The sequence below is a fragment of the Candidatus Thalassolituus haligoni genome (assembly GCF_041222825.1).
GTDB lineage: Bacteria > Pseudomonadota > Gammaproteobacteria > Pseudomonadales > Oceanobacteraceae > Oceanobacter > Oceanobacter antarcticus.
This window is the reverse complement of record NZ_CP139482.1, coordinates 2,363,292-2,378,990: the sequence shown is the minus strand read 5'-3', so window position 1 is coordinate 2,378,990 and position 15,699 is coordinate 2,363,292. Positions and strand designations below refer to the sequence as shown.

Sequence of the window (15,699 nt, the reverse complement as noted above, 5' to 3'; positions counted from 1 at the left end):
GAGATTGGTTATGTTTAAAGGAATGAAAAAGAAATTCTTTGAAAGGGATTTGAGATTTTCCATGCAGATGGGGGCTGACTTGCAAGAACGAGATGTTGGTCACTTCACATCTACGGGGTCAGACCCTCAATTCTATCTATCGGGTCTCTTGAGCGGCTGGTACATGGTTGAGTTGTGTATTAACTCCGATATTCCTGCACAAGAATCGAAATTTTATTACGACTCGGGAGATGGTTATTCTGAAGTAAACAGTTACTCCTTGGTTTACACAACTGGAAATCTTGTCAAACGAGTTGTGTATTTCCCCAGGGGCTCACATGTAAGGTTTGACCCTATGGGATGTGAATGCAATTTTGATATCAAACGTCTCAGTATGGTAAGACTAAGTTCTTTTCATGCTCAGAAATTGATTGAAAAAAAGCTGGCAGCCCGAAAAATTTCCGGGGGAATGCCGGAATACAACGAAATATTCAAATCTAGGTTTTCTAGCTATTCGGAGTGGCAGTTGCTGGTGGAACCCAAGCTCGTTAAAGAACGCTTGGAGCAGTGCAATGTGTTGGAGTCAGGCACTTATATGCCAAAATTATCTGTGGTAGTTCCAGTGTATAAGCCGAACCTGGAGTTGTTCCGTAGATGTGTTCAGTCGGTACTGTCACAGAACTATCAGAATTTGGAGCTGTGTCTGGCGGATGACTACTCTGGTTCAGATGAACTGAAGCAGCTGATCGTTAATTTTCAAAGTCGAGACGACCGGATCAAGGCTGTATTCCGGGAGCAAAACGGTCATATTTCCGTTGCAACCAATGATGCACTGTCATTGGCTACTGGTGATTATGTTGTATTCATGGATCATGACGATGAATTACCTCCGTATGCCTTGGAGGTTGTCGCAGACGAAATTCTCAGGAATCCTGATGCGGATGTATTTTATTCGGATGAAGACAAGATAAATGCCTTTGGGCATCGAGTAGATCCGCATTTTAAACCTAATTTTGATCCTGAGCGAATATTGGCCCAGAATTATATGTCACATATGTCTGTGATCCGAGCGAAATTGGTGCGTCACATTGGGGGTCTTAGAAAGGGGGTAGAGGGAAGCCAAGATCATGATCTGGTTTTACGTTGCCTTGACGCTATTGGCTGGAACAAGCAAAGCATTATTCACATTCCTTTTGTTTTATATCATTGGCGTATGGTTGAGGGCTCTACAGCACTGTCATCTGATCAGAAAAGCTATACCTCTGTGGCTGGCCGGAAAGCGGTATCGGATGTTTTGTCCGGCAACCCGCTGGTAGAGATGGTCGAGTATGGTGATATTCCGAATACGTATCGGGTGCTTTGGAAAAAGAGACCTGATGTTAGGGCGTCGATAATAATGCCAACAAAAAACTGTGGGGATGTGGTTCGTTGTGCAATTGACTCTATATACAAGAAGACAACTCATAAAAATTTTGAAATTATTCTGATTGATAATAATTCTGACGATCCAGAAGATATCGCATATTTCGAAGAGATTGATTCAAAAGGTTTGGTGACGTTGCTGAAATATCCACATACGTTCAATTATTCTGCAATCAATAATTATGCAGTTCGCTTTGCTAAAGGTGACGTTGTTGTTCTCCTAAATAATGATGTGGAAGTAATTGATGGTGGCTGGCTTGAAGAACTCATTGCTCATGTGATGCGCCCAGGGGTGGGTTGCGTGGGCGGAAAATTACTGTATACCAATGGACTTATTCAACATGCAGGCATTCTTTTGGGTTCAGGAGGTGTTGCCGGACATCAATTTAAGCTTCTACCTCAGGATTCTCCTGGAGAAGCTGCACAATTAGCAGTCGTTCGGCAAGCCAGCGCGGTGACAGCTGCGTGTCTTGCGGTTAAAAAGACCGTATTTGATGAGGTGGGAGGTCTTGATGAGAAGCACCTTACTGTGGCGTTTAATGACGTCGACTTTTGTCTAAAAGTACATTTTTCAGGTTATCGAAATATCTGGACTCCCCATGTGCTTTTGTATCATCACGAGTCTTTGAGTAGAGGGTATGAAGATACACCGGAAAAACTGCAGCGCTTTGCTGGCGAAATTGAATATATGCAGAAAAAATGGAGTACTCGCCTTAAAACAGATGAATTTTATAATAATAATCTTTCATTGAAGGGTGAGCAGTTTCTCTATAGTTGCCGGTTCGATTATAAAGATGTATGTTTGTTGGGGGCTTGACAAATGAAAATTGCAATAGTTTCAATCATGAAGAATGAAGCAGAATATATTCTAGAATGGATTGCATATCATCGTTATGTTCTTGGTGTGGATGATTTTTTTATTGCGGATAATGTCAGCGATGATGGTAGTAGTGAATTACTTGAGGCGTTGGACCAAGCGGGTATTATAAATCGCATCCATCATCCTCGTGTTTCTCGAGACATAGGCGTTCAGAAACCAGCTTATGACAAAATTATAAGGGATTACTCAAAGGATTATGACTACTTTCTGTTTCTAGATGCAGACGAATTCTTGGTCAATGAAACTGGTCAGGGTATAAAAGACTGGCTAAAACGAGCACAAAATAATGACGACTTTGCCGGCGTTGCATTGAACTGGAGAATATTTGGATCATCCGGGCGGAAATTGCCGGGGCAAGGGCTTGTTGTCGAAAGATTTAGCCGCTGCTCCAAGGCTGATGAACCTAGAAATGCTCATATAAAATCACTTGTGAAGTGTGATTGTATCGATGATATGCAGATACATCAATGCGCTATTACGTCGGGATCTTTCTATAACGAAAACCTTGCGCGTGCGGTCTTTTCATCAGGGATGTTAGAGCGATCCTCTAAAATTGTTGAGCAACCTTCACCCTTTACGGTGGATATTAATAATCAGAAATTTTACGTCGCTCATTTTGTTGTGAAATCGTACAAAGAGCATTTTGAGAAGAAAAGTCGAAAGGGATCTGGTGCAGGCTCGGCAGATAGGGAGAAAGGTGTGGCGTACTTTAGAGATCATGATTTGAATCAACGCGCATCGTTTGATCTTTTTAAACACTCGTTGACGATTCGAACTGGTTTGGCTTTTCTGGTTAAAGAGCTAGCTGAAAAAACTCACTATTACTCATATATTCAGTTTGCTCTTGATAAGTCGGCTGACAATTTTACAGGCTGGGTTATTTCTGATTCAATGGCTGATGTGGTATTAATATTGCGCTACGCAGGTGAAGAGAAAGAGTATCAGTTGAATGTCGAACGCCCAGATCTTGTCAGGAAAGAAATGACAGATGTTTTATTGTCTGGATTTAAACACCCAATACCGAATGATGCTGATGTAGATGGTTTGACAGTTAAGGTGAAGGGTACTGATTGCTATATTTTTAGTAATTAATTTGGATTTGGTGTTTAAATTTATTATATGGAAGATGGAGTTTTAAGTGGCTGACAGTAACTTTTCCGGTTTTTTTGATTATATAGGAAATGGGTCTCTCAGGGGGTGGTGTGTTGACCTTTGTAATACGAATGACCCGGTAGAATTGGAAGTCTGGCTGGGTGATGAGAAAGTCGGTTCTATGGTCTGCTCCCTATATCGCCCTGATGTCTGTAGTGCATTAGGCATTGATGTTGCTGCTGTTTCAGGTTTTGTATTCGATATAAAGACTATGGTCGGTAAAAAATTCTGTTCCTCGTTGCTTGTCTATAAGCAAAAACAAGATGAGTTTCTGGGGCTTAATATTCGTGTTGCTGCGAACCAGCAGATACTACCGGTTGTTTGCGCTCTGGAGGGGGTGGTGACAAGTTACGCGGCTCTTGAGGCGGCTCTTGATACTCGCCTTGATTGTGATTGGCTAGGCTTGGGTGAACCTTTGCCTGCTTATCTTGGGGCTGTTGATCAGTATGCAGACGGTTGCTTGCGTGGATGGGTTCTGGCCCTAGACGGCACACCGCCTATACTGGACTTGTATCTGGAGAACAAGTTGCTTTGCAGTGTTATCCCTCATGCAGCCCGGAGGGATATTTCAAACAAATTTAATACGTTAATGAAAACGGCTTTTGAGTTTTCATTCTCTCAGTTGGCTTGTGATCACCTCCCTGAGGTAATTGATTACCTTGCCAGCATACCTGATGCGTCGTTTGTGTTTGAAAATCTGATGAGTGTTCGAGTACGCGATTCACTCTTTACTCTACCTTGTCTTATTTCTGAAGGTCAGGTCGTAAAAGAGGTATGTGTTAGTACACTGAAATATCAATCAGGCTATCTTTATATTGGAGAAAATTCCGGTCGGGTTTCAGTAAAAATGGATGTGACTCTGAGTGGTAAGCCTGGTGAGGTACTATCTCTTCGGGATTTTTGGTTGGGCGTTCGTGATCTGGTCGCTTTCGATTTGATGGATCTGCTTGATCGCTCGAATCTGTGGGATAATGACCAGCCGCTGTCGGTCTTATATCGTTCTTTTGATGGATTGTGTTCGGTAACAGCGTCAGGCTCGATTATAGAAGTGATGGAGGTCTTGGGGTTTGAGTGGATTGAGAGTATTGCCGTTGCTCGACAAAAAGTTTATCGAAAAATTATATCTCTTTGTGATGCTGAAGCAGCCATTTCCGATATTCCTGAGTATTATCGTAGTTGTTATTTCCCAGGATTAGCCAAAACAGACAAGTTGCGAGAGCAGTCGGATGATGTTATTTTTGATCTATTTTTTGATTCTGACTACTATTTAACTCAACTGTCTGAAATGCTTCCAAAGACGGTATCCCCCTTAGATCATTATAAAACGGTAGGTGCTTTTAAGGGACTGAATCCCCATTCTCTGTTTGACACGAATTTTGTTCGTCGCCAGCTTCGGGGTGACGCTCGGGATGGGGCGGAGTTGTTTCTGGAATTCATTCGTAATAGTGGATGTCGTGGGCATTTAACGGTTGATCCGCACCCGCTGTTTTCAACTGTGTGGTATCGAGATCATTACTCGTTGGATAGTACGGTATCTCCTTGGGTCGATTATGTGATGGGTGGTTGGATGTTAGGGCGTGAGCCTAGCGTATTGTTCTGTGGGCGAATGATCAGTGAAGCGTTATCTATTCCTCTGTGTATGGATACAGAATTGACTCCATTGCACCACTATATGATACGTCAAGATGATTTGCAGTTTGCTCCTCATCCTGTGCTTTCTAGCGCCGTTAAAAGGGCAATTTATATTGCGCAGCATAATTCAGGTGATTTGACTCTATATTCAGATGTTGTTGATATTGAGTACTATTTATCCCAGTTTGATAATGATATGAAAACTCCGAGAAATGTACTTGTTGATTACCTAACGACCGGTGAATTTCAGGGTTTTTCTCCTAATGTGGTTTTTGATTGTATCTGGTATCGAAAGACATACGGCTATTTTTCTGTTTATGTGGGGGCGCTTGCGCATTTCCTTCTTGTAGGTGAAAAGAAAGGCCTTAACCCATCACCAGTTTTTGATTCGGCTTATTATCGAAGCAGAAACCTGGACGTAGTGCTTAATGCCAAAAGCCCAATACGACATTTTGTGGCGCGTCATAGAGTTGAGGGGCACAGACGGCCGTCTAGAAAATTTGATTCGCTTTGGTTTCAGCGAAATGCCCCTGCAGGGCTTGGTGCTTTGAGGGATGTAGCTTGTAATAATCTGATTGAGGCTGTTTCACCTCACCCTTTGATTGATGTCGATGAACGAGTGTTGCCGAGATCAGTACGAGAGCTGCTCTATGCGAGTGATTCCTCTACGCAGAAACTTGCTCCGGGGGTTTCCGTCTTAGGTCTTGATGCTAAAGCTACGCTTGGTGAAGTGCATCAATATATCAATGCCTTTGAAGAGAGCATCGAAACCTGGACTGAGGAGGATAGCCACAATCTGATGCTTCGAGAAGACATTCGGAGAATGTACGAAAGCTTTGACATTTCTAAATTTGAAGCTATTTTTGATAAGGCTCAACAGGTTGTCCAGCTGGCAGGAAAGGCCCCGTTGGTCTCCATTATCATGCCGTGTCGCAATAGGGAAACGGTTATCGGACGGGCGATAGAATCCATCCTACAGCAGTCCTACAATAATTTTGAAATAGTCATTGTGGATGATGGTTCAACGGATGGCACGGCGTCTGTATGTGAGGCATTTAACTCAGATAAGATAAAAGTTGTCAGAATTCCTCCTACTGGCGTTTCTTCTGCTCGAAATGTCGGGCTATCTCATGCCAGTGGTGAATACATTGCTTATCTAGACAGTGATAACACTTGGGAGCCAGGTTATCTGACTTGCATGGTTGGGAGTATGCTTTCGACTGGTGCAAAACTTTCCCACTCGGGTCTACGTGTGTTTACTCCATCTGGCACGATTCGCTATCGTGGGGATGTTTACAATAAAGACGCGATGGATCGAGAAAACTATATCGATATGAACATCTTGGTTCACCATCGAGATGTGCTTGTGGCCGGATTCAAATTTGATGAAAGTCTCAAGCGCTGTGTTGACTGGGATTTCATCCGGCGGTCAGCGTTGCAGTTTGGTGGTTCTTTTTATGTTCCAGTAGTGGGGTGTAACTACCTGGATGATGATGGCAAACTTGAGCGAATTACAACGAATGCTTTTGTCGGTGACTACTATCGCCTAGCTTCTCGTCAGATGATTAAAAACATTACGGGTACGACGCCCGATCAATCGATACCGTATTCCATCATCTGGTCGTTGAACGATGATGACGCTCGGGAGCGGTTTGCCAATCTCTGGAGTGCTCTTTATCATCTAGAAAATGGTGCGCACGAGCTAATTGTTATTGCAAATGGACTGTCTATTGAGGCCACTGGATTAATGGTGGCGCTTAGTAAGCGTCTTAATCGTCTGCGGGTTATCCACTTGCCAAGAACCTTCCTAGATTACCCTGCATATAACCTTGGGGCATCCATTGCAGTTGGACAGCAGTTCCTGTTTTGGCATGGACATGTTGAATACAAGAGTTCTACGGTTGATCACTTGGTTGGGTTGGGTCGTCAATCATCTGCGAACATCACGCTCCCTGTTGTGGTTGATGAGCTGAAGCGTGTTTCAGGCTCGTTGTTCACTGTTGCGCCAGAGGGTGGAAGCCTTGTGGACTTTATGAAAGGGCAAAAACTGCCACAAGAGAGCGGTGTGGTTGTCCATGGTGTTGGTGCGTCCGACGGTCCTCTGCTGATTCAGAAAAACTTCTTTGAATCACTTGGCGGGTTTGATTTTGAATATTCTCTGAATATGGCGATGGCAAAGCTCTGTCTTGATGCCATGCTAAATGACAAGCAGTCACTTCAGCTCAGCTTTGATCATAGTTTGTACGCATCTCGTTCTGTTTTTTTGCATGGATCCACGAGAGCGCGTCAAAAGGAAAAAACAGCGCTGACTACATCGCTACGATTGCCGGTGAATTGGAAAATTGAAGCGGCGAGGGATTCTTCGTGTAGGGCCGGTCAATCTCAGGCTACTGTGTCTGCTGATGAGAGTGGGGTGGCTAAGTCCGGGGTTGGTATTCGTATATTACCGCAGTTGAGTTACGGAGAGCGAGGCTTGAATATCCGGATCAACTGCCCTGCGCCTGACGACGAGACCAAATTGAACTGGGGGGATTACCACTTTGGAAAATCTCTTTCCAATTCTCTGATTGCGTTGGGTCATAGAGTAGAGCTGTGTCTGCGCAATTACTGGTCAGACAGTACGCCCGGTATCGACCTAGTGATTCATATTCGCGGAATCGTAGATTGCTGTCTGTCTAATAATGCGGCTAATATTATTTGGATTATTAGCCATCCAGAGAAAGTAACTCTGACTGAAGTCAAAGATGCGGATATCGTCTTTTCATCCTCTGCTGGTGTATCAAAGTTGATGTATGAGCGTTTTGATATTGATAGTCCTGTGCTACTTCAGGCTACCGATAGACAAAAGTTCTTTTGGTCAGACAAGGCCGAGTCGCAAAGAACAGAGCGTTTTCTATTCGTGGGTAACTCTCGAAATCAATATCGCCGTGTTGTGATGGAGGCAGTCAAGTATAGAGATGACTTGGATGTTTATGGTGATGGCTGGAATGCTTATATTCCATTAAGCTATATTAAAGCCAATTATCTCGATAACGACTATCTTAGTGGTTATTATCAGTCTGCGCTTGCAGTACTCAACGATCATTGGAGTACCATGGCAAGATTTGGAATTATATCTAATCGTATATTTGATGTTGTTGCATCTGGTGGTGTTGTCGTCAGTGACCGGGTGGAAGGGATTTCTGATATTTTTGGCAATCACGTTAAAATTTGTGACAACGAGTTAGAACTGAAAGAGATAATGGCCACCGCCAATGATTGGGTTCCTTCTCCAGAGGTAAGAAAGGCCATGAGTATAGATATTCTGAAACAGCATTCTTTTGATGCTAGGGCTGAAAAAATTATTAAAGAATTTTTCAAGAGGAATGTTCTGTGAATTTGAGAACTTTTGCATTTTATCTCCCGCAGTTTCATCCAACAGCTTTGAATGATGAGTTATGGGGGGCGGGATTTACGGAGTGGTTTAACGTGGTAAAAGCCAAACCTCTGTTTAATGGACATTTTCAGCCTAAAATGCCTGGCGAACTGGGCTTTTATGATTTACGTGCTCCAGACGTGATGAAAGATCAGGCTCGTATTGCAAAGTCGCACGGCGTTAATGCTTTTTGTTTTTACTATTATAGATTCGGTTCGCAACGGGCACTTCATCGCCCCTTGGATATATTTCTTGAAAATCCCGATATCGCTATTGATTTCTTGTACTGCTGGGCTAATGAGTCCTGGACTAAAGCTTGGGATGGTCGTAGTGATTCTGTTCTGGTAGAGCAGGTTTACGACGATAATGCTCTGAATGGTCTGGTTGATGACTTGGTTAAGGCAATGAGTGACCATCGATATGTGCGTATTGGTAGTAAACCTGCATTTATAATTTATCAGATCAGTCAGCTGCCTGCGGCTAAAGAATTCGTTAATGCTCTACGTAAACGGGTTGAGAACCGGATTGGGGAAAACATTACCATAGGTACTGTTTATAACGCTGACTATAAGTCAGAGTTCGATTCGTTCATCGATTTCACAGTACAATTTCCACCTCATCGCATCCCTCGGCCGCATGGTTCAAGGACGTTGATGGATGCACATGATGTCGCTCCATACGAGGCTGAGAGAGGGGATTATTTCGAAAGTTACGAACACGTTAAGGCAGCGGCTTTACGACCTGATCAATGGTTATCTAATATGTACCTTGGCGCCACTCCGGATTGGGATAATTCAGCTCGTCGGCCTAATGAGGCCCACATCCTTGTCGGAAGCACTCCTGAGTTGTTTGAGGATTGGGTATCACAAATGGGAAAAGTAGCAATCGCTAGATGTGAGAGTGGTTTGGTTCCTGAGGCAATTATTTTCGTGAATGCTTGGAATGAATGGGCTGAAGGAGCAATGCTTGAGCCAAGTCAGATACATGGGCGCCAATATCTTGAGGCTTTGAATCGTGGCCTTGGTTCGGCGAAGATTAGTATCTGATAGGGTGCGGGTGGTCAGGAAAATAGCATAGCTAAATAGGCCATTGAACATCGGAAGCCGTTCTGAAAAAGTTATTGCCCTCCGCAGTCGGTAAATATCGGAGGTGCTCATGAAGAAGGCATCAGTGTGGTGTGGATATGGGAGTGAAAACAGATGTTGATTCTTTGGTGCTTACGATTGGTGTATGCTGAGTGATTTGTTGGGGGGAAGTTAAATGAAATTTTTGATTACTGGTGGTGCTGGATTTATTGGAAGCGCTGTCGTTAGATATTTGATGAGTGAAACATCGCACACTGTTGTTAATGTTGATAATTTAACATATGCAGGGAATCTTTGTTCTATAGAAAGTGTCTCTTCTTCGGATTTTTATGTTTTCGAGAAAGTTGATATTTGTAATATAAAAGAATTGAGAAGGGTGTTTGACCAGCATAAGCCAGATGTGGTTATGCATTTGGCGGCGGAGAGCCATGTTGATCGCTCTATTCATGGGCCATCTGATTTTATCCAAACAAACATCGTAGGGACTTTCAATTTACTAGAGGCTTCCCGTGAATACTGGGTGCAGAGAGGAAAGCCAGAAAACTTTCGTTTTCATCATATTTCTACAGATGAAGTGTATGGTGATTTAAATGGTACCGATGACCTGTTTACTGAGATGACGTCCTATAACCCTAGCTCCCCTTACTCTGCTAGTAAAGCATCTTCTGATCATCTTGTCCGGGCTTGGTGGCGTACTTATGGCTTGCCGGTGTTAATCACTAATTGTTCCAATAATTATGGCCCATATCATTTTCCGGAGAAGCTTATTCCTCATGTGATTTTGAATGCCCTATCTGGAAAGAACCTTCCTGTTTATGGAAAAGGTGATCAAATTCGAGATTGGTTGTATGTTGATGATCATGCTCGGGCTCTTGTTAAGGTTGTAACTGAAGGAACTGTTGGAGAAACATACAATATCGGTGGGAATAATGAAAAGAAAAACCTCTCCGTGGTAGAAACTATTTGCGATATTTTGGAGGAACTTGCTCCCGATAAGCCAAAAGGCGTGAATAAATATCATGATTTGATTTCATTTGTTGTGGATCGCCCTGGGCATGATTTACGATATGCAATAGATTCTTCCAAAATTCAGGCTGAACTTGGGTGGAAGCCGGAAGAGAGTTTTGACTCAGGGATTAGAAAAACAGTTGAGTGGTATCTTTCTAATAGATCATGGTGGGAAGGTGTGTTATCAGGTAATTATCGATTGGAACGTATCGGATAGGGGTGGCGTATGAAGTATAAAGGAATAATATTGGCAGGTGGGTCTGGTTCGCGACTTCATCCAATTACTCTTGGTGTCTCTAAGCAATTATTGCCTATTTATGATAAGCCCATGATTTATTACCCATTGTCCGTTCTTATGTTGGCGGGTATTAGGGAGGTTTTGATTATATCTACACCAGAGGATTTGCCTGCTTTTGAGCGCTTGCTTGGTGATGGTTCGCGGTTTGGAGTGGCATTGTCGTATGCCGTGCAGCCTTCGCCTGATGGATTGGCTCAAGCTTTTCTTATTGGTGAGGGCTTTCTTTCTGATAGTCCTGCAGCACTGGTGCTAGGCGATAATATTTTCTATGGGCAACACTTTTCTGAAAACCTAAAAAATGCTGCTTCCCGAACAACTGGTGCTACTGTATTTGGGTATCATGTTAGTGATCCTGAACGGTTTGGTGTAGTTGAATTCGATATCTCGGGAAAAGCGCTCAGTATTGAGGAAAAGCCTGCAAAACCAAAATCAAATTATGCAGTAACAGGATTGTATTTTTACGATAACGATATCGTCGATATTGCCAAGAATGTCAAGTTCTCGCCGCGAGGTGAGTTGGAAATTACTGATATCAATAATAAATATCTTTCTGAAGGCAATTTGAACGTCGAAGTTCTTGGGCGAGGGTTTGCTTGGCTGGACACAGGGACTCATGACTCTCTTATTGAGGCCGGTATGTTTGTTCATACTATTGAACAGCGTCAGGGATTAAAAATTGCTTGCCTCGAAGAAATTGCGTACGCCAATGGTTGGATTACTGACTCGCAGCTGGCTATGTGTGCAAGAGCACTCGCTAAAACAGGATATGGGCAATATTTAGAAAAACTTTTAAATGGGTATACCTAAATGAATGTAATTCAGACATCTATTGATGGCGTAAAGATCATTGAGCCAAAGATATTCGGAGATGAACGTGGTTTCTTTCTGGAAACTTTTCAGACGGATCGGTACAGGGATATGGCTGACATATCTCTAGAGTTTGTCCAGGATAACCATTCTCGCTCAGCCCGGGGGGTACTCAGAGGGTTGCATTTTCAGAAAAAAAAGCCACAAGGAAAATTGGTGCGTGTGGTCAAGGGGGAGGTCTTTGATGTTGTTGTCGATATTCGCCCAGATTCTCTAACATTCGGGAAGTGGGAGGGCGTAATTCTCAGTGAAGAAAACAAACGCCAGTTCTGGGTGCCACCAGGAATGGCACATGGCTTTTTAGTCCTTTCAAATGTTGCTGATTTTGAATACAAGTGTACGGATTACTATGATCCTTCTGATGAAGGTAGCCTGATCTGGAATGATCCAGATGTGGGAATTGAATGGCCTCTAGATCGGCTAGAGGAACATCAATTAAAATTGTCAGAGAAGGATTTAAATGCGGGGTGTCTTCGTGAATTGAAAATAGGGACGACAGTATGAAATGGTTGATTACAGGGGCTAATGGACAGCTTGGGCGTTGTTTGCAAGATGCTTTGGCATTAGAAAATTTAGTTCTTGAACATGATATTGTCACTTTTTCTTCTTCTGAACTGGATATTACGAATGAGATAGCCGTAAGTGATCTGATAACTTGTACTGCTCCTGATATTGTTTTAAATGCAGCTGCTTATACTGAAGTTGATAAGGCAGAATCTGATACGATATCCGCTTTTAAGGTAAATGCTTTGGGAGTGAGTTATCTTGCTAATGCCTGTAAGAATATTAACGCCCGATTAATACATATTTCAACGGATTATGTTTTTGATGGCACATCAACAACTGCCTATCAGCCATATGATACGGCGGCACCAAACACGGTTTATGGCTCAACGAAGTTGGCAGGGGAGCAAAGTGTTGTAAATCTTGGAGGGTTAGGGTGTGTCATTCGGACGGCATGGGTGTTCAGTGAATATGGAAACAACTTTCTTAAAACAATGCTTCGGCTTGCTGAGACTCGAGATGAGTTCGGAGTGGTTGGGGATCAGGTTGGTTGTCCAACTTATGCTGGAGATCTCGCCAAGGCTATTGTAGCTATTGGGAAGGCAGACTCTTTTCCGTCAGGTGTTCATCATTTCTCTGGGGATGTTGCTGTTAGTTGGTGGTCGTTTGCAAGGGAAATTCATAGGCAGGCTGTAGCTCAGGGGATAATTACTAAGCCACCTTTGCTAAAACAATTGTCTACGGACGAATACCCTACAGCTGCGCCGCGCCCTGCATTTTCTGTCTTGGATTGTAGTAGTCTTTGGAGTTTGGGTATTGTTCAGTCTGACTGGAAAAAGGCCGTTGATATCGTATTGAGTCGACTGGTTACTTGAGTGCTTCTTTAGTTTACATGCGGTAGATTTGGTCTCATTCTTATTTAGTTTCTGAATGTGTTCAGTATCGAGTCTTTGAAAAACTGTTTTGGTGATCGAATAAGTTTCTTGAATTTTTGGTATTGCTTTTTATAGCGGTGATGTGTTTCTGGCCTGGTTTCCAATTTGTTTAGGCTGCTGATTGATGTGTTGTTAGTAATCTTTTTTATTGCGTTGATGGGACAAGTGAAGTAAGCATTTTCGGCAGCCTGTAACGCGCTTAGAGACGCTTTGTAGTATTTCTGTTCATCACTGAGAATATTTAGAGCCAACTCAAATTCGTCTTGATTGCTGAATAGCTCCAAGCCGTCACAGTAGTACCTTTCGAAATCTGGATTTGGGGAAGCTATGACAGGTACTCCGAGGGCTGCGCTTTCCCAGAATTTCAGGGCGCTCTTGCAGGTATTGAAAGGATTGTTCAGCAACGGGGCAATGGTTACCCAACTGCTATCAATATACTGATTGAGCTCCGTATAAGGTAGGCTGTTACTAAGCAGAACTTGTTCTAGGTTGTTTAGTACTGAAGAAATTTCAATATCCCCAATGATGTGCAATTTTGCATTTGTATTTTTTTTGAGCCACTTTGCTAAAGTTGATTCAATTATTTTAAGATTGCTGGCATGGTGAGCTGTTCCTGGAAAGTATCGAATGGTTTTGTTGTTAAATCTTTTTTTAATCGAATGATTTTGAACTGGTTTTTCAAAAGATGGTATTTGATTTGGCGTGAAAGTATAGCGGCACTGAGGGTGAATGTCTTTTGCTGCATTGATAAGCTCGGTGGTAGACATGTGACAGTGGCCAAATAATAACAGAGCAGCTTTAGAGCGCTGGGCGTTTTTTTTTGCTGATGTAAGACTTTCTTTGTTGCTGAGGACCGTTGGCGAAGAATAAGCAAGATCTGGTCGGAATAATAAATCATCAAAATCAGCTTCTGCAATAATATTTTGTTTATGAATTTTTTTTATTAATGCTCTTAATTTTATTGATATTCTAGGACGATGAAATATGATTCTAGAATAGTTAGTTAAGTCCAGTTTTTTGATTTCTGAAATATGAATAATATCGCTCTGAATGCCGGCAGCGGAATTTTTCATTGCTTGGTAGATACAACGATATCGAGCTGAAGCGTCATTGGCGTAGTATTGACCTCTTTTCGAAAAGCTGACATACAGAATAGTTTCTGGCTGAAGCGGGCTGGCAGTTTCCATCTGGTTCACTGTGTTAAAAATAAAATGTTACCATAATATAGGGATGGGTTGGAGCTTGGTAGAGTTAGTCCGATGTTTGGAAAATAATTGGAAAGCTTTTTACCGGGAGAGCATTTCGTGATAATGGCAGCAATCTTCTACCCAATTGTTTTCTGATAGGGGCTTGCATTAAAAAATAAGGTAAGTATGATACGCACCACTTCAGAGACGTCCCCATCGTCTAGAGGCCTAGGACACTGCCCTTTCACGGCGGCAACAGGGGTTCGAATCCCCTTGGGGATACCACTTTTCTCTGTTTTGTGATAGAGAAGTGTCAGGCGGGAATAGCTCAGTTGGTAGAGCACGACCTTGCCAAGGTCGGGGTCGCGAGTTCGAATCTCGTTTCCCGCTCCATTTTATGCTTGTACATTCTGTGTTGCATAAGGTGGTCTGAATTTGTAGTTTGTTGGTTCTGTGTCCCCATCGTCTAGAGGCCTAGGACACTGCCCTTTCACGGCGGCAACAGGGGTTCGAATCCCCTTGGGGATACCACTTTTCTCTGTATTGTGATAGAGAAGTGTCAGGCGGGAATAGCTCAGTTGGTAGAGCACGACCTTGCCAAGGTCGGGGTCGCGAGTTCGAATCTCGTTTCCCGCTCCATTTTATGCTTTTACATTCTGTGTTGCATAAGGTGGTCTGAATTTGTAGTTTGTTGGTTCTGTGTCCCCATCGTCTAGAGGCCTAGGACACTGCCCTTTCACGGCGGCAACAGGGGTTCGAATCCCCTTGGGGATACCATTCTTCTCGGCGTTATATTGAGGGAAGAGTTAGCGGGAATAGCTCAGTTGGTAGAGCACGACCTTGCCAAGGTCGGGGTCGCGAGTTCGAATCTCGTTTCCCGCTCCAAATTTTAAAAAGCTGATTCAGAGATGGGTCGGCTTTTTTATTGCGTTTTTCGTATGGATTTTGCTTATCACACTCAAGTATTGCTGAAACAACTACTCTTGAGTGTGATGGGAGTGTTAGCTAGTTTTCTTCATCCTGCTGTTGAAAGAGGCGGATTTCTTCATCGGTCAGGTAATGCAGGCAGTCGCCGCCGAATATCCATAGCAATTCCCGGTCGATAGCTGGCGCCAGTTGGGGGGTGTGCATCATCAGGTTGTTGAGCCATTGGCGGGTATCTTCGTAGGCTGTTTCAGACTGTTGCGTCAGCTGATCAATCAAGGCCGCAAGCTGGTGTATCATATCTGTATTAATCACTTCGCTTTCGCTAGCCGCTTCCAAGCGGCTTTTTAGTTTCTGTAGCAAGCGGATGTGGTTTGGTTGTTCGCTCATGTATTTTCTCAAACAGGTTGA

Annotated in this window: 10 protein-coding genes and 6 tRNA genes; 14 read left to right on the top strand and 2 right to left on the bottom strand. The window is 43.1% G+C overall.

The genetic code is table 11. The features are described 5' to 3' along the window. The first annotated feature begins 10 nt into the window (after positions 1–10). The 8 genes from SOJ49_RS10650 to rfbD all read left to right on the top strand — a co-directional run bounded on the left by SOJ49_RS10650 (position 11) and on the right by rfbD (position 13,117). The gene (locus tag SOJ49_RS10650; RefSeq protein ID WP_369854485.1) at positions 11–2,218 is read left to right on the top strand and encodes a glycosyltransferase; all 2,208 of its coding nucleotides are present in this window, start codon (positions 11–13) and stop codon (positions 2,216–2,218) included. A 3-nt stretch (positions 2,219–2,221) separates the two neighbouring features. Next, positions 2,222–3,373 (top strand): glycosyltransferase family 2 protein, encoded by a 1,152-nt coding sequence (locus SOJ49_RS10645; RefSeq protein WP_369854484.1) that lies wholly within the window; start codon positions 2,222–2,224, stop codon positions 3,371–3,373. Between the two features lie 46 nt (positions 3,374–3,419). Beyond that, on the top strand, positions 3,420–8,441 hold the full coding sequence (locus tag SOJ49_RS10640; RefSeq protein WP_369854483.1) for a glycosyltransferase: 5,022 nt from the start codon (positions 3,420–3,422) through the stop codon (positions 8,439–8,441). Further along, a complete protein-coding gene (locus tag SOJ49_RS10635; protein WP_369854482.1) occupies positions 8,438–9,526 on the top strand; it encodes a glycoside hydrolase family 99-like domain-containing protein in 1,089 nt (362 codons plus the stop codon). The genes SOJ49_RS10640 and SOJ49_RS10635 overlap by 4 nt, the downstream gene beginning before the upstream one ends. Positions 9,527–9,740: 214 nt before the next feature. Next, positions 9,741–10,790, top strand: a complete 1,050-nt coding sequence (gene rfbB / locus SOJ49_RS10630; RefSeq protein ID WP_369854481.1) for a dTDP-glucose 4,6-dehydratase — start codon at positions 9,741–9,743, stop codon at positions 10,788–10,790. A gap of 9 nt (positions 10,791–10,799) precedes the next feature. Continuing rightward, positions 10,800–11,678, top strand: coding sequence for a glucose-1-phosphate thymidylyltransferase RfbA (gene rfbA / locus SOJ49_RS10625; protein ID WP_369854480.1), 879 nt, complete (start codon positions 10,800–10,802; stop codon positions 11,676–11,678). Continuing rightward, entirely contained in the window at positions 11,679–12,242 is a 564-nt protein-coding gene (rfbC, locus tag SOJ49_RS10620) for a dTDP-4-dehydrorhamnose 3,5-epimerase (RefSeq protein WP_369854479.1), read from the top strand. Continuing rightward, positions 12,239–13,117 (top strand): dTDP-4-dehydrorhamnose reductase, encoded by an 879-nt coding sequence (rfbD, locus tag SOJ49_RS10615; RefSeq protein ID WP_369854478.1) that lies wholly within the window; start codon positions 12,239–12,241, stop codon positions 13,115–13,117. The genes rfbC and rfbD overlap by 4 nt, the downstream gene beginning before the upstream one ends. Before the next feature lie 44 nt (positions 13,118–13,161). Here rfbD and SOJ49_RS10610 read toward each other — a convergent pair whose 3' ends face one another. After that, on the bottom strand, positions 13,162–14,364 hold the full coding sequence (locus SOJ49_RS10610) for a glycosyltransferase (protein WP_369854477.1): 1,203 nt from the start codon (positions 14,362–14,364) through the stop codon (positions 13,162–13,164). A 209-nt stretch (positions 14,365–14,573) separates the two neighbouring features. Between SOJ49_RS10610 and SOJ49_RS10605 the strand changes: the two genes are divergently transcribed. The 6 genes from SOJ49_RS10605 to SOJ49_RS10580 all read left to right on the top strand — a co-directional run bounded on the left by SOJ49_RS10605 (position 14,574) and on the right by SOJ49_RS10580 (position 15,249). Beyond that, positions 14,574–14,649: transfer RNA gene (locus tag SOJ49_RS10605), tRNA-Glu, on the top strand. Positions 14,650–14,681: 32 nt separating this feature from the next. After that, positions 14,682–14,757 (top strand) — tRNA-Gly (locus tag SOJ49_RS10600). Between the two features lie 62 nt (positions 14,758–14,819). After that, positions 14,820–14,895: transfer RNA gene (locus tag SOJ49_RS10595), tRNA-Glu, on the top strand. 32 nt (positions 14,896–14,927) lie between these two features. After that, positions 14,928–15,003: transfer RNA gene (locus SOJ49_RS10590), tRNA-Gly, on the top strand. Positions 15,004–15,065: 62 nt separating this feature from the next. Then, a tRNA-Glu gene (locus SOJ49_RS10585) sits at positions 15,066–15,141 on the top strand. A 32-nt stretch (positions 15,142–15,173) separates the two neighbouring features. Beyond that, a tRNA-Gly gene (locus tag SOJ49_RS10580) sits at positions 15,174–15,249 on the top strand. A 120-nt stretch (positions 15,250–15,369) separates the two neighbouring features. On the opposite strand, the gene SOJ49_RS10575 is transcribed toward SOJ49_RS10580, so the two are convergent. Beyond that, positions 15,370–15,678 (bottom strand): PA2817 family protein, encoded by a 309-nt coding sequence (locus tag SOJ49_RS10575; RefSeq protein ID WP_369854476.1) that lies wholly within the window; start codon positions 15,676–15,678, stop codon positions 15,370–15,372. Between the last annotated feature and the right edge of the window lie 21 nt (positions 15,679–15,699).